This is a genomic window from Streptomyces sp. NBC_01384, from assembly GCF_045040035.1.
In the GTDB taxonomy this organism is placed as follows: Bacteria; Actinomycetota; Actinomycetes; order Streptomycetales; family Streptomycetaceae; genus Streptomyces.
This window is the reverse complement of the sequence record NZ_CP109559.1, coordinates 3,852,821-3,873,846: the sequence shown is the minus strand read 5'-3', so window position 1 is coordinate 3,873,846 and position 21,026 is coordinate 3,852,821. Positions and strand designations below refer to the sequence as shown.

Here is a 21,026-nt window from a genome sequence, read left to right as displayed (position 1 = left end):
GAACGGATTGCTGTTCCCGATATTGACGAGTGGGGCGCATGGCCCGACACTCTCCGAAGCCAATCGGTTGCACCACCGAAACTTTCGGAGGCACCCGCAATGAGAACCTCCCGAAACTCTCGAACTTCCTTACGTGCGCGCCTCACGGCGCTCCTCACCGGCTGCGTGGCGGTGGGCGCCCTGCTCGCGGTCGGAACGACCGCCCACGCGGCCGACACCCCGCTGCGCGACCTCGCCGCCGCCAAGGGCAAGGTCATCGGCACCGCCGTCACCGGCTCCAAGCTCACGGGGACGTACGGCGACATCGCCGGGGCCCAGTTCGGTTCGCTTACCCCCGGCAACGCCATGAAGTGGGAGACCGTCGAGCCCAGCCGGGGCACGTACAACTGGACCGAGGCCGACCAGATCGTCGCCTTCGCGCAGGCCCACAACCAGCAGGTGCGCGGCCACACCCTGGTCTGGCACAGCCAGAACCCGAGCTGGCTGACGAACGGCACCTGGACGTCCGCGCAGCTCAGTTCGCTGCTCCAGGACCACATCACCACCGAAGTGACCCGCTACAAGGGCAAGCTGGCCTCCTGGGACGTGGTGAACGAGCCCTTCAACGAGGACGGCACCTACCGCTCGACCCTCTGGTACAACGGCCTCGGCTCCGACTACATCGCCCAGGCGCTGACCTGGGCGCACGCGGCCGACCCGAGCGCCAAGCTCTACATCAACGACTACAACGTCGAGGGCGTCAACGCGAAGAGCACCGCCCTCTACAACCTGGTCAAGTCGTTGAAGCAGCGCGGCGTCCCGATCGACGGGGTCGGTCTCCAGGCCCACCTCATCCTCGGCCAGGTGCCGTCCACGCTCCAGCAGAACATCCAGCGCTTCGCCGACCTCGGCGTCGACGTGGCGGTCACGGAGCTGGACATTCGTATGCAACTCCCGTCCGACAGTACGAAGCTGACGCAGCAGGCCGCCGACTACAAGGCGGTGTTCGACGCGTGCGTGGCCGTGTCCCGGTGCTACGGCGTCACCGTCTGGGGCTTCACCGACTCCGACTCCTGGATTCCGGACGTCTTCTCCGGGTACGGCGCGGCGACCCCGTACGACGAGAACTACCTGCCGAAACCGGCGTACTACGCCATCGCGAGCTCACTGGGCGGGACCTCGACGCCACCGCCCACGGGGGCGTGCACAGCCACCTACAGCGTCCAGAGCCAGTGGAACACGGGGTTCACGGGACAGGTGAAGATCGCCTGTTCCGGGGCCGCGCTTTCATCCTGGAAGGTGAGTTGGACGTATGGCGCGGGCCAGCAGATCACCCAGGCCTGGAACGCCGACTGCACCCAGTCCGGGGCGGCGGTGACGTGCGCGAACGCCTCGTACAACGGAACGGTACCGAACGGCGGATCAGTGACGTTCGGGTTCAACGCGTCATGGAGCGGGAGCAATCCGGTGCCCACAGTGACGCTGGGCTGAGGGTGGCGTGAGAAGTCTGAGATTTTCCGAAGGAAACCCCAGAAGAGGTTCCTGCTCGTAATAATTCGGACTTACGTTCCTCCGCGTGACTGCAGAAGAGGAGCGTGGGGGCGAACGTGGGGCCGGGCGCGGGGACAAGAACGGGGCCGAGAACGGGGCCGAGAGCGGAGACGGGAACGAGGGCGCCGCGAGACGGAGTGGCCGGCGGCGAGGCCTGCTGAAGGTCGCCGGTGCCACGCTCGCCGGCGTCCTCGTGCTCTCCGTCGTGGGGGCGGGCTGGGCCTACTGGCATCTGAACCACAACATCAAGAGCGTGGACATCAACAGCGCGCTGGGCGACGATCGTCCGGCGAAGGCGGTGTCGACCCCGTCGGCGTCCGCCTCCGCCTCCGCGGCCCCGCTGCCGAGCGAGGCGCTGAACATCCTGGTCCTCGGCTCCGACTCGCGCAGCGGCAAGAAGAACGCGGCGCTCGGCGGCGGCGACAGCTCGGGCGCCCGCTCGGACACCGCGATGGTCGTCCACATCGACGAGGGCCGCACCAAGGCGACGGTGGTGAGCATCCCCCGGGACACCCTGGTGACCCGCCCGTCGTGCCCGACCTCGTCCGGCGGGACGACCTCGGTGGCGTACAACACGATGTTCAACAGCGCGTACTCGATCGGTGGTCCGGTCTGCGCGGTGAAGACCGTCGAGTCCATCACCGACGTCCGCATGGACCACTACATCGAGATCGACTTCTCGGGCTTCGCGAGTCTCGTGGACGCGCTCGGCGGCGTCACGGTGACGACGGACCAGAACATCGACGACGACAAGAGCCATCTGCACCTGAAGGCGGGCACGCACCACCTGGGCGGCACCCAGGCACTGGCGCTGGCCCGCACCCGCCACGGCATAGGCGACGGCAGCGACCTCGGCCGCATAGGCCTCCAGCAGAAGCTGGTGAAGGCGCTGCTGGAACAGATGGCGTCGACCTCCCTGCTGACCGACCCCACCAAGCTCTACAAGGTCGCCGACGCGGTCACCGGAAGCCTGACGACGGACACGGGTCTCGACTCGCTGGGTGAGTTGATGAAGCTCGGCCAGAGTCTCAAGTCCCTGTCCTCCGACAAGGTCAAGACGATCACCATGCCGGTGGTCACGGCTCCGTCGAACCCCAACCGGGTGGTGGCGAACGAGCCGGAGGCGAGCGACCTGTGGGCCTCGCTCAATTGACTGCTCCCCTCCCTGAAGGAAGGGGGTTCCTTCCCTTCAGGGCTGAGCGGGGATTCCTGGCTCAGGCTGCCTCTGGGAGCAGCGCTCCCGGTGGTCTTACGCCCTCGGTACCAGCCGGGTTCAGACCTGCCCGGACGAGCATCACGCGGGCGGAGTTCTTGTCTCTGGGGGAGACGGCTCCGCATGCGGTGCAGGTGTAGGTGCGCTCGGACAACGGCAGTGCGTGCTTGGTTCTCGCTCCGCAGGATGCGCAGTCCATGGTGGTGTGTGCAGGATGCACGAGACGGATGTCCCGTCCGTGCTTGCGGCCCATCTCGATCAGGGCCTTCTTCGTGGCGCCGATCGCTGCGTCCGCCGCCTTGCGCGCCATCGAGGACTTGGCGAGAAACTTCGGCCTGAAGTCCTCGACGGCGATGGCGTCGTGGTCGCTCACGACCTTCTTCGCCCACTTGCGGCCGGTGTCCTGCCGCTGCCGGGCGATCTTCGCGTAGGTCTTCGCCCGCCACTTCTTCGCCTCGCGGTAGCCCTTCGAGGCGGCCTGCCCCTTCTTCGGTCTGCGGCGGGCCATCATCCGGTCGTAACGGGTCAGCCCGGCCTGCGCCTTGCGGCCGTGCTGGGCGTGCGGCAGGTCGTGGGCGTTTGAGGTGGTGGTCGCCGTCTCCTTCACGCCCCAGTCCACGCCGAGCACCTGGGCGGTCTCCGGCAGCGGCCGCACCTCGGTGGGGACCACGAACGAGCAGTACCAGTGCCCGACGCTGTCCCGGTACACGCGCGCCGAGGAAGGGTCGCCCGGCAGGCTGCGCGACCACACCACCCTCAGCACGATCCCACCCGCCAGGTGCAGGCGATCGTCCTTCAGCCGGAACCCGCGCCGGGTGTAGTTCAGCGTCACCAAGGCCTCGCGCTTCTTCTTCCACCTCGGCATACCGGCCCGCTGCCGCTGAGGCAGGCGCTCCCGAATGTCCTTGTGCGCCTTCGCACGGGACCTGCCGAAGTCCCGGATCACCTGCTGCTGAACAACCGAGCTGCCCTCCCGCAGCCACGGCGTACGCTCCCGCGCCCCGGTCAGCATCCGGTCGAGCTGCGCCGGGCCACAGGTCCGCTTCTCCCCCGTGGCCTTGTTGTGCAGGTGGACCGCCTTGGACTTGGCGACGCACTCGTTCCAGATCCACCGGCACCGTGCCCACTCCGCCTCCAGCGCCGTACCAGCGCCCGAGGACACGCGAAGCCGGTACGTGTACCGGGCGCGCCCGGCCCCGTCGGCTTCACTGGGTGTCATCATGGCGCCAACATAACGTCATGATTCGTTTGTCACTCCGGATCCCGGCAGGCCTACCCGAACGGGTGACCGCTCAGACCACCGCGGACCGGGGGTCCCTCAACTCCGAGATCCTCCACCTCCTGGAGATCGCCCTCGCCGCTCACCGGGCGGACGCCGGATCGCCCGGCAGCGATCCGGCTTCTCCTGCCCCGCTCCGCGGGAAACCGGATTCCTCCCCAGCCTGAAGGCCGCGGCATCCTCCGGGAATCCCGGTGACGCCACCGACCCGGTACGTCAGCGGATAACGCCAGTAGAGGAGTTGGCGGACGCGGAAGCCCGGCAGCGGCCAGTTCGCCTCGCTTTGGACGTCCGCCAATGACATCCGCGGCTCGCGCACCGGCGCCGAGACCGGCACGGCCTCGCCGCGACGACGCCTGGTGGAACGCCTTCCTCGCCGGGGAGACGCCGGTGACCGAGCGGCCCCCGGCGGAGGCGGCGCGCTCGTCGGCGTACGGCGTGCTGACCCGGCTCGGCCGTGTCGACCCCCGGCTGACGCTGTCGGCGGGGGAGTGCGCGGAGCTGGAGGAGCGGGCAGCCGAGTGGTTCGCGCGGGGCGCCGGTGAGGCGCAGCTCGTACAGGCGATGACGTCGGGACTCCCGGACCAGGTGGCGCACGCGTTCGGCTTCGTACGCGCCCGGCTCCTCGCCAAGCTGCCGCCGTCGCCCGAGCCACAGCCGTCGGCGCCGGCGCCCCGGTACGAGGCGGTGTGCACGGGGTGCGGCGAGCCGGGCGGGGACGGTGAGGGGCTGCGGGGCGGGTTGTGCGGGGGGTGCTGGGGCGGGCGCCCCGCCCTCGCGACCGGTGAGGTGCACGCCCACGCCGGGCGGGTGCGCGCCGCTCTGCGTACCGGGACCCGTACGGAGAAAACAGAGAAAACGGAGAAAGGAGCGGGCGCATGACGACCTTGCAGCACGGACCGCCCGTGGTCGGGGCAGGATGGAGGGAAGGAGGCGACGCCATGACCCCCAGCACTGCCGACCGGCCCCAGATGCTCGTCGAGGAATTCGAGGAGCTCGCTCGTTACGCGCCCGAGTCGGCGCGGTTGGAATTCCTGAACGGAAAGATCGGGGTCAAGCCCATGCCGGACGGCAATCACGGCCAGATCGTCGCCTGGCTCCTCAAGCGGTGCATGCAGTACCGCCCTGAGCTCTTCCTCTTTCCGGAACAAGGTCTCCGAGTCGAGGCATATCGCAAGGGGCGTGCCCGGCCGGACGGGGCGTTGGCGCCCGAGGAGTACTTCATCGGAAAAGGCGAGTGGTCCGAGCCCGACGGCGTCCTGATGGTTGTCGAGGTCACCTCGCACGACCGGGACGCCGACCGGCGTGACCGGATCGAGAAGCCCGACGGATACGCGGCCGCGGGCATTCCCGTCTACCTCCTCGTCGACAGGGACACGAGCAGCGTGACCGTGCACTGCGACCCCGAGGGCGGTGTCTACCGCTCCCTCACCACCCGGGCGTTCGGAGCGGTGATCAAGCTGCCGGATCCGGTCGGGTTCGCGCTGGAAACGGCGAAGCTCAAGGACTTCGCCGACTGAGCCGCCTGACCCGGCTCCCCGCCCCCGGAAAAAAGTCGAAAGAAATCCGGGGACGGTGTCGAAACCGTCGTCTCCCGTTCGACGCAGGGGTGAGAGGCGGGGAGAAACCCCGCCTCCGAGACGCAAGAGACGCACGAGGAGTCACCATGCCGCGCTACCTGTCGCTCGTCCAGATCGACGAGAGCACCGCGCCCGCCGAGGGCCCGAGCCCGGAGCTGATGCAGCGGATGGGCGAGCTGATCGAGGAGATCACCAAGGCGGGGGTCATGCTCGACACCGCCGGGCTGACGCCGTCCGCCCAGGGCAAGCGGGTTCACTGGTCGGGCGGGCAGCTGTCCGTCACCGACGGGCCCTTCACCGAGTCCAAGGAGGTCGTCGGCGGCTACGCGCTCATGCAGTGCAAGGACATGGCCGAGGCCTTGGAGTGGACCAAGCGGTTCCTGAAGGTGCACGAGGAGCACTGGACGGTGACCTGCGAGGTGCGGGAGATCGCCGAGGGCTGAGCGGTTCCTTGGCCTGCGGCCGAAGCGGGTGTCTGATGGTGGGTTGTGGAAGAGCAACAGCCCACCGTCACGCCCGTCACGCAGCCCGTCGTGTCCGGGGCCACCCGAGGTGCCGACGAAGCGGTCGAAGCGGTCGAAGCCGTCGAGACGATCTTCCGGATCGAGTCGCCCCGCATCATCGCGGGCGTCACCCGTATCGTCCGCGACGTCGGCATCGCCGAGGAGCTCGCGCAGGACGCCCTGGTCGCGGCGCTGGAACAGTGGCCGCGCGACGGTGTCCCGGACAACCCGGGCGCCTGGCTGACGGCCACGGCCAAGCACCGCGCGATCGATCTCGTACGCCGCCGGGAGCGGTACGCGCGCAAGCTGGAGGAGGTGGGGCGGGACCTGTCGGTGACCGCCCCGCACCACCTCGACGAGCCCTCCGACCCGGACGACATCGACGACGACCTGCTGCGGCTCGTCTTCACCGCCTGCCACCCCGCCCTCTCCGCCGAGGCCCGTATCGCCCTCACCCTGCGCCTGCTCGGTGGTCTGACCACCCCGGAGATCGCGCGCGCCTTCCTGGTCCCGGAGGCGACCGTCGCCCAGCGCGTCGTGCGCGCCAAGCGGACGCTGGCGACGAAGGGCGTCCCCTTCGAGGTCCCCTACGGCCCGGAGCGCGAGGCCCGGCTCGGCTCCGTCCTCGAAGTCATCTACCTGATCTTCAACGAGGGGTACGCGGCCACGGCGGGCGACGACTGGCTGCGCCCCGCCCTGTGCGAGGACGCCCTGCGCCTGGCCCGCGTGCTGGCCGAGCTGATGCCCAAGGAGCCCGAAGTGCACGGGCTGGTCTCCCTGTTGGAGCTCCAGGAGTCCCGTGCCGTCGCCCGCACCGGACCGTCGGGCGAGCCCGTCCTGCTCAAGGACCAGAACCGGCGCCGCTGGAACCGCCTGCTGATCCGCCGCGGCTTCGCCGCCCTCGCCCGCGCGAACGCCGTCACGACCGGCGCCCCCGGCCCGTACGCCCTCCAGGCCGCCATCGCCGCCTGCCACGCCCAGGCGTACGCCTACGAGGACACGGACTGGCGGCAGATCGCCACCCTGTACAGCCTCCTCGCCGTCCGTTCCCCGTCCCCCGTGGTCGAGTTGAACCGCGCCGTCGCCGTCTCGATGGCGGACGGCCCCGGCCCCGCTCTGGAGATCGTCGACACCCTCGCCGCCGAGCCCGCCCTGCGCGACTACCACCTGCTGCCGAGCGTGCGCGGCGACCTGCTGGCCCGCCTCGGTCGTACGACGGAGGCCCGCGAGGAGTTCGTACGGGCCGCGGGCCTGGCCCGCAACGAACGGGAGCGGGAGCTGCTGGAGGCGCGCGCGAAGAACTGCCGCTAGGAGGGCTAGGAGGGCTACGAGGATGACTCCGGGGCGGCCGGGTGGCCCAGCAGCATCGTCGGTGCCCCCGCGACCCGGGTCAGGAAGACGGTGGCCGAGTGGGGGCCGTGCGACTTGGGCAGGGCCTTCCTGCGGAGTTCCTCCGGCTCGACCGCCGACCCCCGCTTCTTCACCGTCAGTACCCCGACCCCCCGCTCCCGCAGCAGCGCCTTCAACTTCTTCACGTTGAAGTGGAGGTGGTCGGTGATCTCGTACGCGGAGGCGTACGGGGTCGGGCGCAGCGTGTCCGCCGTGACGTACGCGATCGTCTCGTCGACGAGCCCGCCGTCGAGCTCCTCGGCGACCTCGGCGACCAGATGGGCGCGGATGACGGCGCCGTCGGGCTCGTACAGATAACGCCCGACCGGCCGCACCGCCGGGTCGGGCAGGCCACGGCCGCGCAGCTCACGCGGGCCCGGCAGCAGCGTGGCCCGCACCAGCCCCGGCTCGGTGCCGAACCACAGCACCGCCTCCTTCACGTCCCCGCCGTCCGAGATCCACTCCGCCTCCGCCTCGGCGGGGATCGCCTCGTGGGGGATGCCCGGGGCGATCTTCAGGGCGGCGAGCGGGGCCTTCAGGGCCGTACCGATCGCCCAGGAGAGCGGGGGTGAGTACGCCTCGGGGTCGAAGATCCGGCCGCGTCCTCCGCGTCGTGCCGGGTCCACGAAGACCGCGTCGTACGCGGCCGTGTCGACCTCCGTGACATCCGCCTCGCGGACCTCGATCAGGTCGGCGAGGCCGAGTGCGTCGGCGTTGGCGCGGGCGACCTCGGCCGTCAGCGGGTCGCGGTCGACGGCGAGGACGCGGATGCCGGCGCGGGCCAGCGCGATCGCGTCGCCGCCGATGCCGGAGCAGAGGTCGGCGACCGAGCGGACGCCGAGGGAGCGCAGGCGCTCGGCGCGGTGGGTGGCGACCGTGGTGCGGGTCGACTGCTCGACGCCGTTCGGCGTGAAGAACATCCGCTCCGCGTCCTCGGCGCCGAACTTCGCCGCCGCCCGCTGCCGCAGCCGCGCCTGCCCGAGCGCCGCCGAGACCAGCTCGGCCGGATGGTCGCGGCGCAGCCGGGTGGCGACGGCCAGTTCCTGGGCGGGTTCGGTGCCGCGCACCTCGTCGAGCAGGGCGTGGCCCTCGGGGGTGAGGAGGGAGGCGAAGGAGACGTCGTTCACGGGCCCATTGTCGGCCAGGGGCGACCGGTGTGGGCCAGTCGGTGGACGGTGCGCCTCCGGTCGCGGTGTCGGAGCCCCGTACGGGCGGTGTCCTGGAAGTATCCGGCACCATGCGATCAGTACGACAAAATGACAAAAACAGCGCAAAGGTGAACCCGGTGAAGAGCGCAAAGAGGAACCCGGCAAAGAGGGCAGGGGTGCGGGGCGGGGTCGCCTTCCTCGCTGTCGCCGCCCTCACCTCAGCCCTCGCATCCGGCTGCGCCGGCGGTGACGCGGAGGGCGCACACCAGGCGCCCGCGCAGCGGCAGGCGCTGCATGCCCCCCCGGCCGACGCCCGCGACTCGTACGCCACCCGACTCCGCAACGAACGAACCGCGCGGGTCGCCGCGGCCAAGCGCTGGGGGCTGGCCAAGGTCCCGCTGACCGCGCCGCCTGCCCCGGCCAGGAAGCCGGTCATCACACCCCGCGACGGCTTCGAGGTCAACAACCAGGAGGAGCTCGGCCTGCCCCCGGTCTTCACCACGGTCCCCACCAGGAACAAGGTCGTCTTCCTCACCATCGACGACGGTTCCGAGAAGGACCCGGCGTTCCTGAAGATGATGAGCGACCTGAAGATCCCGTACACCGCCTTCCTGAGCAACTACCTGGTCAAGAACGACTACGGGTACTTCCGCAAGATGCGCGACCAGGGCGTCACCCTCAACAACCACACCCTCACCCACCCCTACCTGCCCGGCCTGTCGTACGAGGAGCAGAAGGACGAGATCTGCGGCATGCAGGAGGTGATGAAGAGACAGTTCGGCAAACGCCCGACGGTCTTCAGACCGCCCTACGGCAACTACAACCGGGACACCCTGCGCGCGGCCAAGTCCTGCGGCATCAAGTACGCGCCCATCTGGGACGAGGAGGTCTTCGTCGACCACTGGGAGTACCGCGACTGGGACCGCGACCTGCACCCCGGCGACATCGTCCTCACCCACTTCCGCGGCAGGCAGGAGTGGGACGGCACCATGCCCGACATGATCCGCCGCTTCCTGAAGATGGTCACCGACAAGGGGTACGCGGTGGCGCGGCTGGAGGACTACCTGTGAGAACTCGGGTGCTGGTCGCGGGGGCGCTCGCCGTCGCGCTCCTGACCGGCTGCACCGGCTGTGCCCAGTCCGTCGACCCGATCGAACGGCTGGGCAAGAAGGCCGCGCAGGAGGTGAGCAGGTCGAAGCCGCACGGGCCGAGCCCCGCGACGTACCGCCGCTGGGGCCTGTCCACCCCGCTCACCCCCGCGCCGCGGCCGCCCACCCGGTCCGGCGTCCGCAGCGCGGCGCCGGGGCTGTTGCCCGTCGTGGCTCGCGTCCCCACCCACGACAGGGTGGTCTTCCTGACGTACGACGACGGTGCCGAGCGCGATCCGCGGTTCGTCGACATGGTCCGTGAACTGCGGCTGCCGGTCAGCATGTTCCTCACGGACAGCGTCGTCGGGCCGGGGTACGGGCACTTCGCGCAGCTGCGGACGGTCGGCGCGAGCGTCCAGAACCACACCCTCCACCACGCCTCGCTGCGCGGTCTGCCGTACGCGGGCCAGCGGGCCGAGATCTGCGGCCAGCAGGAGAAGCTCAAGGCCCGCTTCGGCATCCGCCCCCGGTTCTTCCGCCCCCCGTACGGCACATACGACACCACCACGCTGCACGCCGCCGCCGACTGCGGGGTCACGGCCGTCGTCCTGGGCCGGGCGGCCGACACCCGCCGGCTGCGACCCGGCGACATCCTCTCCGGCTTCGCCGAACCCAACCTCACGGACGCGACGGTCCGACTGCTGCGCCGCATCCAGGCGGAGGGCTTCACCCCGGCCCGCCTGGAGAACTACCTCTGACCATCCAGCGTCGGAGACCCTGGGGTGGCCTCAATCAGCGTTGGAGACCCTGTCCGGCGCTTGAGGAAGAGGCCGTTCAGGCCGATACGGGGGTCTGGGAGCGGAGCCCCCAGGGGACGCCCACACCAACGAACGGCAACCAAGAACCCCACGCCACGCCGAAGGCCTTTGGCACTCCGCTTGACCGAGTGCTAATCGCAGTCATAGTCTCGGCTCTGGCACTCCCCCCTGGAGAGTGCCAATAGCGACGGGCAGGTCCGGCACCCGCGACGACGGATCGACCTGGTCGCCACCTCAGACAGTTAACCCCGTGAGATCTCCGAAGGGGGAGGTCGGATCGTGACGACCGCCAGCTCCAAGGTTGCCATCAAGCCGCTCGAGGACCGTGTTGTGGTCCAGCCGCTGGACGCCGAGCAGACCACGGCCTCTGGCCTGGTCATCCCGGACACCGCGAAGGAGAAGCCCCAGGAGGGCGTCGTCCTCGCTGTGGGCCCGGGCCGCTTCGAGAACGGCGAGCGCCTGCCGCTCGACGTCAGCACCGGCGACATCGTGCTGTACAGCAAGTACGGCGGCACCGAGGTGAAGTACAACGGCGAGGAGTACCTCGTCCTCTCGGCTCGCGACGTGCTCGCGATCATCGAGAAGTAATTCACCCAGCTTCATCCAGCTTCACCCAGTTCCACCTGGCTTCACCCAGTTTTGCAGTGAACTGCGCCCCTGGCCCCCGCGACCTTTACCAGCCGGGCGTCGGGGGCGCGGTTCGTTCACCCCAGTTTTCCGAGAGGGCTGAATCGCTCCCATGGCGAAGATCCTGAAGTTCGACGAGGACGCCCGTCGCGCCCTCGAGCGCGGCGTCAACAAGCTTGCCGACACGGTCAAGGTGACAATCGGCCCCAAGGGCCGCAACGTCGTCATCGACAAGAAGTTCGGCGCACCCACCATCACCAACGACGGTGTCACCATCGCCCGCGAGGTCGAGCTCGACGACCCGTACGAGAACCTCGGCGCCCAGCTGGTGAAGGAGGTGGCGACCAAGACCAACGACATCGCGGGTGACGGTACGACCACCGCCACCGTGCTGGCCCAGGCGCTCGTCCGCGAGGGTCTGAAGAACGTTGCCGCGGGTGCCTCCCCGGCGCTGCTGAAGAAGGGCATCGACGCGGCCGTCAAGGCCGTCTCGGACGAGCTCCTCGCCACCGCGCGCCCGATCGACGAGAAGTCCGACATCGCCGCCGTCGCCGCGCTCTCCGCCCAGGACCCGCAGGTCGGCGAGCTCATCGCCGAGGCGATGGACAAGGTCGGCAAGGACGGTGTCATCACCGTCGAGGAGTCCAACACCTTCGGTCTGGAGCTGGACTTCACCGAGGGCATGGCCTTCGACAAGGGCTACCTGTCGCCGTACTTCGTGACGGACCAGGAGCGCATGGAGGCCGTCCTCGAGGACCCGTACATCCTCATCCACCAGGGCAAGATCAGCTCCATCCAGGACCTGCTGCCGCTGCTGGAGAAGGTCATCCAGTCCAACGCCTCCAAGCCGCTGCTGATCATCGCCGAGGACGTCGAGGGCGAGGCCCTGTCGACCCTGGTCGTGAACAAGATCCGCGGCACGTTCAACGCCGTCGCCGTGAAGGCCCCCGGCTTCGGTGACCGCCGCAAGGCCATGCTCGGTGACATCGCCACCCTCACCGGCGGTCAGGTCATCGCCGAGGAGGTCGGCCTCAAGCTCGACCAGGTCGGCCTGGACGTGCTCGGTACCGCCCGCCGCGTGACCGTCACCAAGGACGACACCACCGTCGTCGACGGTGGCGGCAGCCACGACGAGGTCGCCGGCCGAATCAACCAGATCAAGGCCGAGATCGAGAACACCGACTCCGACTGGGACCGCGAGAAGCTCCAGGAGCGCCTCGCGAAGCTGGCCGGCGGCGTGTGCGTGATCAAGGTCGGCGCCGCCACCGAGGTCGAGCTCAAGGAGAAGAAGCACCGTCTGGAGGACGCCATCTCCGCGACCCGCGCCGCGGTCGAGGAAGGCATCGTCTCCGGTGGTGGCTCCGCGCTCGTCCACGCCGTGAAGATCCTCGAGGGCAACCTCGGCAAGACCGGCGACGAGGCCACGGGTGTCGCGGTCGTCCGCAAGGCTGCCGTCGAGCCGCTGCGCTGGATCGCCGAGAACGCCGGCCTGGAGGGTTACGTCATCACCTCCAAGGTCGCCGAGCTCGACAAGGGCCAGGGCTTCAACGCCGCCACCGGTGAGTACGGCGACCTGGTCAAGTCCGGTGTCATCGACCCGGTCAAGGTCACCCGCTCCGCCCTGGAGAACGCCGCCTCCATCGCCTCCCTGCTCCTCACGACCGAGACCCTGGTCGTCGAGAAGCCGGCCGAGGAAGAGGCCGACGCCGGTCACGGCCACGGCCACGGGCACTCCCACTGACGTGTGACGCCTTGAAGAGGTCCCCGTTCCCTGGAGGGAGCGGGGACCTCTCGCGTGTACGGCAACCCCGTGCTCGTACGGGAACGTCTGGCTCGTACGGCAACCCCTGGCGCGTACGGGATTCAATTCTCCAGTGCGTCCAGCGCCCCGAGCTGACCCATCAGCCCCAGCCGGTCGTACTGCCACCAGCCTTCGGTGATCTTGCCGTCCTCCCGGCAGCGGAAGATGGTCGCCCCGGTCATGGAGGCCTGCTTCCCGGTCACCGCGATCCCCAGGAAGTCGCCCTTGTGGGTGCCGTTCCAGGTCCACCGCGTGCAGACCCGGTCGCCCTCGGTGATCTGGTCCTCGACAGTGACGGTGAAATCGAACCCGCCGCGCCACATCTCGATCTCGCGCCGCATCGCGTCGAGGCCGAGGGTGTCCTGCTCGTTGGCGGGATCGTGGTCGTGGTAGTTCTCCGCCATCAGGCTGTTGAGCGGCGGCAGTTCACCCTTGGCGGCCACCGTCTCGAAGAACCTGCGGACGTTGGCCGCGTACAACTGCTCGTCGCGCACCACGTCCAGGTCGGTGAACATGGGCATCTCGTCGCAGAGCGCCACCATCTCCCGGAAGATCGTGTCGGTCTCGGGGAGGTTCGAGTTCCGCATCGCCTCCTCATACGAGGGGAACTCCACGATCTCTATGAAGTGGGTCGCGTCGGACCGGTCCTTGCCGATCACACTGTGCGTCGCGGTCCGCTTGCCATGGGTCCTCTCGACCCATGTGTCCATGAGCCGGTTCATCTCATCGAATCGGCTGGTCTTGCAATCGATGAGCTGCACGAATGTCATGACGCCGCCTCCCGGCCCCCCTGGGTCCGGTCTGATACGCCCATCTTCCCACTGGGACGGCGGCGCCACCCTGCTTCCGCCGTGGCGTTGCTTCTGCCGTGGCGTTCTGGCGCGTTGTGCGGGAGGCGTTCTACTGCGGCCCGTACTTCCGGCCCGTCTTCGAGGTGATCCCGCCCAGCAGCCCCCGCGGCGCCACCTTCACCAGGCCCATCAGCGCCTTGTAGCGGGGGTCGGGGATGGACAGCGACTTGCCGCGGGCCAGGTCCGCGAGCGCCGCCGCGACCAGCTTGTCCGCGTCCAGCCACATCCAGTTCGGGATGTTGTCCGTGCCCATCCCGGCCCGCTCGTGGAACTCGGTGCGCACGAAACCGGGGGCCAGCGCCATCAGCCGTACCCCGCTGCCCGCGAGATCCTTCGCCGCGCCCTGCGTGAACTGCACGACCCACGCCTTGGACGCGCCGTACGTACCCCGCGGCACGAACGCGGCCACCGACGCGACGTTGACGACGCCGCCCCGGCCGCGCTCGCGCATCGCCTCGGCCGCCGCCGAGGTCAGCCGGAGCACCGCCTCGCAGTGCACCTTGAGCATGGTCAGCTCATCGGCCATCGGTACTTCCAGATAGCGGCCCTTGTTGCCGAAGCCCGCGTTGTTGATCAGCAGGTCGACCGGGTTCTTGCGGTCGGAGAGGCGGGCGGCCACCGCCTCGATGCCCTTGTCCGTCGCCAGGTCGGCCGTCAGCACCTCCGCCTCGATGCCGTGCCGGTCGTGCAGCTCGGTCGCCTGCTCGCCCAGCCGCTTGGTGTCGCGCGCCACCAGCACGAGGTTGTGCCCGTCAGCCGCCAGCCGCCGCGCGAAGGCGGCGCCGATACCCGCGGTCGATCCCGTAATCAGAGCCGTTGTCATGGCCCAAGGCTAGTGACCTGACCAGGAGCCCCGCGCCCCCCGTCACCCAACGATCCGGCCATGCTCCACCAGTCCTGCGCACACCCCGGAGGGGCTGTTAACCGCCGTGCTGCGCCACGTACTTCTCCGCCGCCTCCCGCGACTCCGGGTGCAGCGCCCCACCCGCGGCCAACAGCCGTGGCAGCAGCCCCCGTTCGGTCGTCACGGCACGGAACTGGAGGGCGACCGTCACCTCGTGGTCCGGCCGGAGCACGACCTCGATCGGGTCGCCCGCCCGGATCTCGCCCGGCTCGATCACCCGCAGATACGCACCGGGCGCGCCCTTCTGGGTGAACCGCTTCACCCAGCCCCGCTCACCGACGTGTTCCTGGAACGTGCGGCAGGGGATGCGCCCGCAGGTGACTTCGAGGACCACCTCGGAGCCGATGCGCCAGCGCTCGCCGATCCGCGCGCCGGACACGTCGAGCCCCTGGGTCGTCAGGTTCTCGCCGAACGCGCCGCCCGCCAGCGGCCGGCCGAGCTCACGCGCCCAGTCGTCGAGATCCTCGCGCGCGACCGCGTACACGGCCTGGTCGTCCCCGCCGTGATGGCGCAGGTCGCACACCGAGTCCCCGGCCAGACCGCTCGCGCCGACACCCTTGGGCCCGGGCGCCGCAACCCGCACCGGCCCGTCCACCGGTTGCTTGCCGATGCCGGTCACGCCCTCGGCCTGGTCCGTGTACGGGACGGCCCGCGGACGGCCCACGTTCAGAGACAGAAGCTTCATGTCAGCACGCTAAGCGATGCGGGTCAAAGCGGCGACGCAATATTCGCCGCCGTATCCAAGGCTCGCTTATGCTCGAAAGGTGATCGAGGCCCGTCATCTCCGCGTCCTGCGCGCCGTCGCCGCCACCGGCTCCTTCTCGGCGGCGGGACGCGAACTGGGCTGCACCCAGCCCGCCGTCAGTCAGCAGATGAAGGCGCTCGAATCGTCCGTCGGCACCCCGCTGCTGGTCCGGACAGGCCGCGAGATGCGCCTCACCCAGGCGGGTGAGGCCCTGGTCAAGCACGCGGCGAGCATCCTCGCCGGTCTCACCGCCGCGGAGGAGGAGGTCGCCGCGATCGCGGGCCTGCGTGCGGGCCGGGTCCGGCTCGTCTCCTTCCCGAGCGGCAGTTCCACCCTCGTCCCCACGGCCCTCGCCGCGCTGCGCGCCGCGCACCCCGGCACCCGGGTCTCCCTGGAGGAGGCGGAGCCGCCCGAGTCCGTCGAGAAGCTCCGGGACGGCGACTGCGACATCGCGCTCGCGTTCCGTTATGAGGGCGCGGCAGGTGTCGAGGAGTGGGACGACCTGGTCGTACGGCCCCTGCTGCGGGACCGGCTGGTCGGGCTGGTCCCCGAGGGGCACCGGCTGGCCCGGGCCGGGTCGGTCGCGATCGCCGAACTCGCCGGGGAGCCGTGGATCGCGGGCTGCCCGCGCTGCCGGGGACAACTGGTGGAGGTCTGCCGCGCCGCGGGCTTCGCGCCCCGGATCGACTTCGCCACCGACGACTACCCGGCCGTGGTCGGCCTGGTCGGTGCGGGTCTCGGCGTCGCGGTTCTGCCGGAGCTCGCCATCGAGTCCGTACGCCCCAAGGGTGCACGGACCGTGACCGTGGAGCCGCCGGTGCGACGGGAGATCGTCGCGCTCACGCTGCCGGACCTGGCCCAGGTGCCGGCGGTGGCGGCGACGCTGGACCAGCTGGCGAGGGCGGCGAGCCGGTAGCCCGGGTCGGGGCCGCGCAAGCGGGTCGGGGCCGCGAAGGGCCGCAAAAGTGCCGCAAAAGCAGGGGCGCGTGTGCGCGTGCCCGGCGGTGGAACTGATGTGTATCTGGCCGAGCTGGCGGATCTGGCGGATCCAGTGGATCTAGCGGGTCTTGCGGATCTGGTGGCTCTGGTCAGCTCTGCTGAATCTGGTGACTCTGACTGAAGAAACGTTCCTTCAGTTGTTCGAAGCGGAGTCGTTCCCGGTGGTCGACGCCGTCACCAACCGGTTGCGCGCTCGCCCCATGAGCTCTTCGCGCTCGTCCTCGGTCAGGCCGCCCCACACGCCGTACGGCTCGCGCACCGCCAGGGCGTGTGCCGCGCACTGGGCGCGCACCGGGCACCTCATGCAGACCTCTTTGGCCGAGTTCTCGCGGGCGCTCCGTGCCGCACCGCGCTCGCCCTCCGGGTGGAAGAAGAGCGAGCTGTCGACCCCGCGGCAGGCCGCGAGGAGCTGCCAGTCCCAGAGGTCCGCGTTCGGGCCGGGAAGGCGGGAGAAATCTGCCATTGCGTGTCCCCTTGTTGCCGTTCTGGGCTGCTCTGTGCCCACCGACCGTACATCTACGATCTAAGGAGATGAAAATATGACTCATTGCGAATCTAGCCGCAGACACCGGTAAATGGGAAGAAAACAGGCTGAATGGGGCATAGGTTGTGATGAAACGTTGAGGGTCCGTTGCACATGTCTGCACCGTGTTCGCCCCCTCACGTAGAGTGCCGAAGACGACTGGCTGCCCCGTAACTCTTTCGAGTGACCATCGTTGAGAGTGCGGTGGCGGTTGAAGGAACAAGCGCTCGGGCAGACGGCAGTTCCGTCGGCGAGTGTCGACCGCACAGGTGACGATTCGTACCAGCCTGGAGGCTCAAGGTGACGCGCATCAGCTGCGGAGGGCGGCCATGACATCCGTCCTCGTCTGCGACGACTCCCCGCTTGCCCGAGAGGCGCTCCGCCGCGCGGTGGCGACAGTGCCCGGCGTCGAGCGCGTGACGACGGCAGCCAACGGCGAGGAAGTCCTCCGCCGCTGGGGTGCCGACCGCTCGGACCTGATTCTGATGGACGTACGCATGCCCGGTCTGGGCGGCGTGGAGACCGTCCGGCGGCTGCTGTCCGCCGACCCCGGTGCGCGCATCATCATGCTCACCGTGGCCGAGGACCTGGACGGGGTGGCGCTCGCCGTCGCCGCCGGGGCCCGCGGCTATCTGCACAAGGACGCCTCCCGCGCCGAGCTGCGCGCGACCGTCACCCAGGCGCTCGCCGACCCCACCTGGCGGCTCGCCCCGCGCAGACTGCGGTCCGCCGAGATGGGTGCGGCGCCGACGCTCACAGCGCGTGAGATCCAGGTGCTGGAAGGCATGAGCCACGGCCGCTCCAACGCCGAGATCGGCCGTGAGCTGTTCCTCTCCGAGGACACCGTGAAGACCCACGCCCGGCGGCTCTTCAAGAAGCTCGGCGCCTCGGACCGCGCGCACGCCGTGGCGCTCGGTTTCCGGTGGGGTCTGGTTCGCTAGGTGAGCCGTCGCGGGGGTACGACGAACCCCGCCTACCGCATGGTGGGCGGGGCCGACAAGGGGGCTCTCCGGGCGTCCGCTGCGCGTTTCGCCGCGGATGCCGCATCCTTGAGGTGTGGAGTTCCTCGGGGACGAGTCGGTCGAGCGGAAGGGGAGGGCGCAGGAGATGAGTTCCGGCGCACCTGCTCATAACGCTTCGGTGCACAACTACGGACGCGGTGCCACGGACAGAACGACGCCGAGGCACCATGGACCGATGCGTGACGACGAGACGACGGTGATCGGTGCGCTCGTCCATCGCGCGGTCGACGGCGACGAGCAGGCCACGCACGACCTGCTCGCGCATGTACATCCCTTGGCGTTGCGCTACTGCCGCACCCGCCTTTCCCGACTTCCGGGTGACGCGCGGCATTTCGTCGAGGATCTGGCCCAGGAGGTCTGCGTAGCGGTGCTTCTCGCACTGCCGCGCTACAAGGACACCGGGCGCCCCTTCGAGGCGTTCGTCTTCGCCATCGCCGCGCACAAGGTCGCCGACCTGCAGCGCGCCGCGATGCGCCATCCCGGGTCGACGGCGGTTCCCTCGGACGAGATGCCCGAGCGCCCCGACGACTCGCTGGGCCCGGAAGAGCGCGCGCTGCTCAGCAGTGACGCCGAATGGGCCAAGAAACTCCTGGCCAACCTCCCCGAAAACCAGCGCGAGCTGCTCCTGCTCCGCATCGCGGTGGGCCTCACGGCCGAGGAGACGGGCCAGATGTTGGGAATGTCACCGGGCGCCGTACGGGTGGCCCAGCACCGCGCGCTGAGCCGGTTGCGCGCACTGGCGGAGCAGTAGGCGGGTCCCGGGGGCCTTCGGCCACCGGGACTTCCGGATACCGGGTTCTCCCGGGCGGCTGGTTCGCCCGCCGGTGTCTCCAAGGCGGCGGGTTCGCCTCGGGGGCCGGTGTCTCCAGGGCGTCTGGTTCGCCCCGGGGCCGGATTCTCCGAGGCGGAGGGCTCCCCCCCCCGGGAGGCCTGTTTCCCTTGGGTTTCCCTTGGGTGAGGGGTTCGCTCCGTTCCATTCCGCGCGTGTTCCGTGCGTGTTCCGCGCGTTCCTCCTGTCCTGCGCGTTCCTCCTGTCCCGCGCGTTCTTCTTGTTCCACCGGTTCCTCCTGCTCCCCCTGCTCCCCCTGCTCCGCCGCGAAGGCGAGCAGCCGCACGGCGGAGTCAGGCGGTGCCGAGCGAAGCTCGCTCGGGACGGCCTTCCCGTGCCGCAGGACGGCCTTCCCGAGCCCCAGGGGTGAGAACCGACACCATGAAGTCCCTCACTGGCGTCGAACCACCCCCCAGGGACCCGGCCCCGGCCAGTAAATGAACGGCCCAGCCACCCCGCCCGTACGAACCTACGAAGCCCGAGGGCAACCCGCACCATGGAATGAGAGAGCCTTGCTTCCCGTTAGCATGGACATCCGCACCGATCAAGGCCATTTGGGGAAGGTGTCATGACTGCCAACGTCGACGGAGTGCCCGCCAAATTCGCGACACTCGGGCTGACCTACGACGACGTGCTGCTGCTGCCGGGCGCCTCCGAGGTGCTGCCCAACGCGGTCGACACCTCGTCCCGTATCTCCCGCAACGTACGCGTGAACATCCCGCTGCTCTCCGCGGCGATGGACAAGGTGACCGAGTCGCGCATGGCGATCGCCATGGCCCGGCAGGGAGGCGTCGGCGTACTGCACCGCAACCTCTCCATCGAGGACCAGGTCAACCAGGTCGACCTGGTGAAGCGCTCCGAGTCCGGCATGGTCACCGACCCGATCACGGTGCACCCGGACGCGACGCTGAACGAGGCCGACGCGCTGTGTGCCAAGTTCCGCATCAGCGGCGTCCCCGTCACCGACGGCAGCGGCAAGCTGCTCGGCATCGTCACCAACCGCGACATGGCCTTCGAGACAGACCGGTCGCGTCAGGTCCGCGAGGTCATGACGCCGATGCCCCTGGTCACCGGCAAGGTCGGCATCTCCGGTGCCGACGCCATGGAGCTGCTGCGCCGCCACAAGATTGAGAAGCTTCCGCTGGTCGACGACGCGGGCGTCCTCAAGGGCCTCATCACGGTCAAGGACTTCGTGAAGGCCGAGAAGTACCCGAACGCCGCGAAGGACGCCGAGGGCCGTCTGCTGGTGGGTGCCGCCGTCGGCGCCAGCCCCGAGGCCCTGGAGCGCGCTCAGGCGCTGGCCGAGGCGGGGGTGGACTTCCTGATCGTCGACACCTCACACGGGCACAACAGCAACGCGCTCAACTGGATGGCGAAGATCAAGTCGAGCGTGCACGTCGACGTGATCGGCGGCAACGTCGCCACCCGTGACGGTGCCCAGGCCCTGATCGACGCCGGCGTCGACGGCGTCAAGGTGGGCGTGGGCCCCGGCTCGATCTGTACCACCCGTGTGGTCGCCGGCATCGGCGTCCCGCAGGTCACCGCCATCTACGAAGCGGCCCTCGCGGCCCGTGCCGCGGGTGTTCCGGTGATCGGCGACGGTGGTCTGCAGTACTCCGGCGACATCGGCAAGGCGCTGGCCGCCGGTGCCGACTCGGTGATGCTCGGCAGCCTCCTGGCGGGCTGTGAGGAGTCGCCCGGCGAGCTGCTCTTCATCAACGGCAAGCAGTTCAAGTCGTACCGCGGCATGGGCTCCCTCGGCGCCATGCAGTCCCGGGGCCAGGGCAGGTCGTACTCGAAGGACCGCTACTTCCAGGCGGACGTGGCCTCCGACGACAAGCTCGTGCCCGAGGGCATCGAGGGCCAGGTGCCCTACCGCGGCCCGCTGGCCAACGTGCTGCACCAGCTCGTCGGCGGTCTGCGCCAGACCATGGGGTACGTGGGCGCCGCCACCATCGACGAGATGGAGTCCAAGGGCCGTTTCGTCCGGATCACCTCGGCGGGCCTCAAGGAGAGCCACCCGCACGACATCCAGATGACGGTCGAGGCGCCGAACTACAGCCGTAACGACTAGTCGTACAACTACTTGAGGGCGGTCCCGGAGGTTCCGGGGCCGCCCTTGTCGTAGGCGTCGGGGATACTGGGAGGCGCAGAAGCGAAGAGGGAAAGGCCACACA

Annotated in this window: 21 protein-coding genes; 15 read left to right on the top strand and 6 right to left on the bottom strand. The window is 69.5% G+C overall.

The window, feature by feature from the left end; all coding sequences use genetic code 11:
* The first annotated feature begins 99 nt into the window (after positions 1-99).
* Positions 100-1,470, top strand: coding sequence for an endo-1,4-beta-xylanase (locus OG747_RS17480; RefSeq protein WP_405880278.1), 1,371 nt, complete (start codon positions 100-102; stop codon positions 1,468-1,470).
* 214 nt (positions 1,471-1,684) lie between these two features.
* A complete protein-coding gene (locus tag OG747_RS17475; RefSeq protein ID WP_405885579.1) occupies positions 1,685-2,683 on the top strand; it encodes an LCP family protein in 999 nt (332 codons plus the stop codon).
* Positions 2,684-2,744: 61 nt separating this feature from the next.
* Here OG747_RS17475 and OG747_RS17470 read toward each other — a convergent pair whose 3' ends face one another.
* Positions 2,745-3,962: an RNA-guided endonuclease InsQ/TnpB family protein gene (locus OG747_RS17470; protein ID WP_405885578.1), complete on the bottom strand. Its 1,218-nt coding sequence runs from the start codon at positions 3,960-3,962 to the stop codon at positions 2,745-2,747.
* A 65-nt stretch (positions 3,963-4,027) separates the two neighbouring features.
* On the opposite strand from OG747_RS17470, the gene OG747_RS17465 reads away from it, so the two are divergent.
* From OG747_RS17465 to OG747_RS17445, 5 genes are all read left to right on the top strand, one after another.
* On the top strand, positions 4,028-4,189 hold the full coding sequence (locus tag OG747_RS17465) for a hypothetical protein (RefSeq protein ID WP_405880277.1): 162 nt from the start codon (positions 4,028-4,030) through the stop codon (positions 4,187-4,189).
* Positions 4,190-4,412: 223 nt separating this feature from the next.
* Positions 4,413-4,904, top strand: coding sequence for a hypothetical protein (locus OG747_RS17460; RefSeq protein ID WP_405880276.1), 492 nt, complete (start codon positions 4,413-4,415; stop codon positions 4,902-4,904).
* A 59-nt stretch (positions 4,905-4,963) separates the two neighbouring features.
* Positions 4,964-5,542: a Uma2 family endonuclease gene (locus OG747_RS17455; protein ID WP_405880275.1), complete on the top strand. Its 579-nt coding sequence runs from the start codon at positions 4,964-4,966 to the stop codon at positions 5,540-5,542.
* Between the two features lie 146 nt (positions 5,543-5,688).
* A complete protein-coding gene (locus OG747_RS17450) occupies positions 5,689-6,045 on the top strand; it encodes a YciI family protein (RefSeq protein ID WP_060901481.1) in 357 nt (118 codons plus the stop codon).
* A 90-nt stretch (positions 6,046-6,135) separates the two neighbouring features.
* A complete protein-coding gene (locus OG747_RS17445) occupies positions 6,136-7,416 on the top strand; it encodes an RNA polymerase sigma factor (RefSeq protein ID WP_405885577.1) in 1,281 nt (426 codons plus the stop codon).
* A gap of 14 nt (positions 7,417-7,430) precedes the next feature.
* Here OG747_RS17445 and OG747_RS17440 read toward each other — a convergent pair whose 3' ends face one another.
* Positions 7,431-8,621, bottom strand: a complete 1,191-nt coding sequence (locus OG747_RS17440; RefSeq protein ID WP_405880274.1) for a THUMP-like domain-containing protein — start codon at positions 8,619-8,621, stop codon at positions 7,431-7,433.
* 110 nt (positions 8,622-8,731) lie between these two features.
* Between OG747_RS17440 and OG747_RS17435 the strand changes: the two genes are divergently transcribed.
* The 4 genes from OG747_RS17435 to groL all read left to right on the top strand — a co-directional run bounded on the left by OG747_RS17435 (position 8,732) and on the right by groL (position 12,916).
* A complete protein-coding gene (locus OG747_RS17435) occupies positions 8,732-9,712 on the top strand; it encodes a polysaccharide deacetylase family protein (RefSeq protein WP_405880273.1) in 981 nt (326 codons plus the stop codon).
* Complete coding sequence (locus tag OG747_RS17430) at positions 9,709-10,488, top strand: polysaccharide deacetylase family protein (protein ID WP_405880272.1); 780 nt, start codon at positions 9,709-9,711, stop codon at positions 10,486-10,488. The genes OG747_RS17435 and OG747_RS17430 overlap by 4 nt, the downstream gene beginning before the upstream one ends.
* A 339-nt stretch (positions 10,489-10,827) precedes the next feature.
* Positions 10,828-11,136, top strand: coding sequence for a co-chaperone GroES (gene groES / locus OG747_RS17425; protein WP_405880271.1), 309 nt, complete (start codon positions 10,828-10,830; stop codon positions 11,134-11,136).
* Positions 11,137-11,287: 151 nt separating this feature from the next.
* Complete coding sequence (gene groL, locus OG747_RS17420; protein WP_405880270.1) at positions 11,288-12,916, top strand: chaperonin GroEL; 1,629 nt, start codon at positions 11,288-11,290, stop codon at positions 12,914-12,916.
* A gap of 122 nt (positions 12,917-13,038) precedes the next feature.
* On the opposite strand, the gene OG747_RS17415 is transcribed toward groL, so the two are convergent.
* The 3 genes from OG747_RS17415 to OG747_RS17405 form a co-directional block, all read right to left on the bottom strand.
* Entirely contained in the window at positions 13,039-13,746 is a 708-nt protein-coding gene (locus tag OG747_RS17415) for an ester cyclase (RefSeq protein ID WP_405880269.1), read from the bottom strand.
* 130 nt (positions 13,747-13,876) lie between these two features.
* On the bottom strand, positions 13,877-14,650 hold the full coding sequence (locus OG747_RS17410; RefSeq protein ID WP_405880268.1) for an SDR family NAD(P)-dependent oxidoreductase: 774 nt from the start codon (positions 14,648-14,650) through the stop codon (positions 13,877-13,879).
* Between the two features lie 97 nt (positions 14,651-14,747).
* Positions 14,748-15,416 (bottom strand): MOSC domain-containing protein, encoded by a 669-nt coding sequence (locus tag OG747_RS17405; protein ID WP_405880267.1) that lies wholly within the window; start codon positions 15,414-15,416, stop codon positions 14,748-14,750.
* A gap of 79 nt (positions 15,417-15,495) precedes the next feature.
* Between OG747_RS17405 and OG747_RS17400 the strand changes: the two genes are divergently transcribed.
* On the top strand, positions 15,496-16,392 hold the full coding sequence (locus OG747_RS17400; RefSeq protein WP_405880266.1) for a LysR family transcriptional regulator: 897 nt from the start codon (positions 15,496-15,498) through the stop codon (positions 16,390-16,392).
* A gap of 216 nt (positions 16,393-16,608) precedes the next feature.
* Here OG747_RS17400 and OG747_RS17395 read toward each other — a convergent pair whose 3' ends face one another.
* A complete protein-coding gene (locus OG747_RS17395) occupies positions 16,609-16,938 on the bottom strand; it encodes a WhiB family transcriptional regulator (protein ID WP_405880265.1) in 330 nt (109 codons plus the stop codon).
* A gap of 389 nt (positions 16,939-17,327) precedes the next feature.
* Between OG747_RS17395 and OG747_RS17390 the strand changes: the two genes are divergently transcribed.
* The 3 genes from OG747_RS17390 (at position 17,328) to guaB (ending at position 20,923) form a co-directional block, all read left to right on the top strand.
* On the top strand, positions 17,328-17,939 hold the full coding sequence (locus OG747_RS17390) for a response regulator transcription factor (protein WP_003948568.1): 612 nt from the start codon (positions 17,328-17,330) through the stop codon (positions 17,937-17,939).
* Positions 17,940-18,195: 256 nt separating this feature from the next.
* Positions 18,196-18,771, top strand: a complete 576-nt coding sequence (locus OG747_RS17385) for a sigma-70 family RNA polymerase sigma factor (protein ID WP_060901477.1) — start codon at positions 18,196-18,198, stop codon at positions 18,769-18,771.
* A 646-nt stretch (positions 18,772-19,417) separates the two neighbouring features.
* Positions 19,418-20,923, top strand: coding sequence for an IMP dehydrogenase (gene guaB / locus OG747_RS17380; protein ID WP_405880264.1), 1,506 nt, complete (start codon positions 19,418-19,420; stop codon positions 20,921-20,923).
* Positions 20,924-21,026 lie beyond the last annotated feature (103 nt).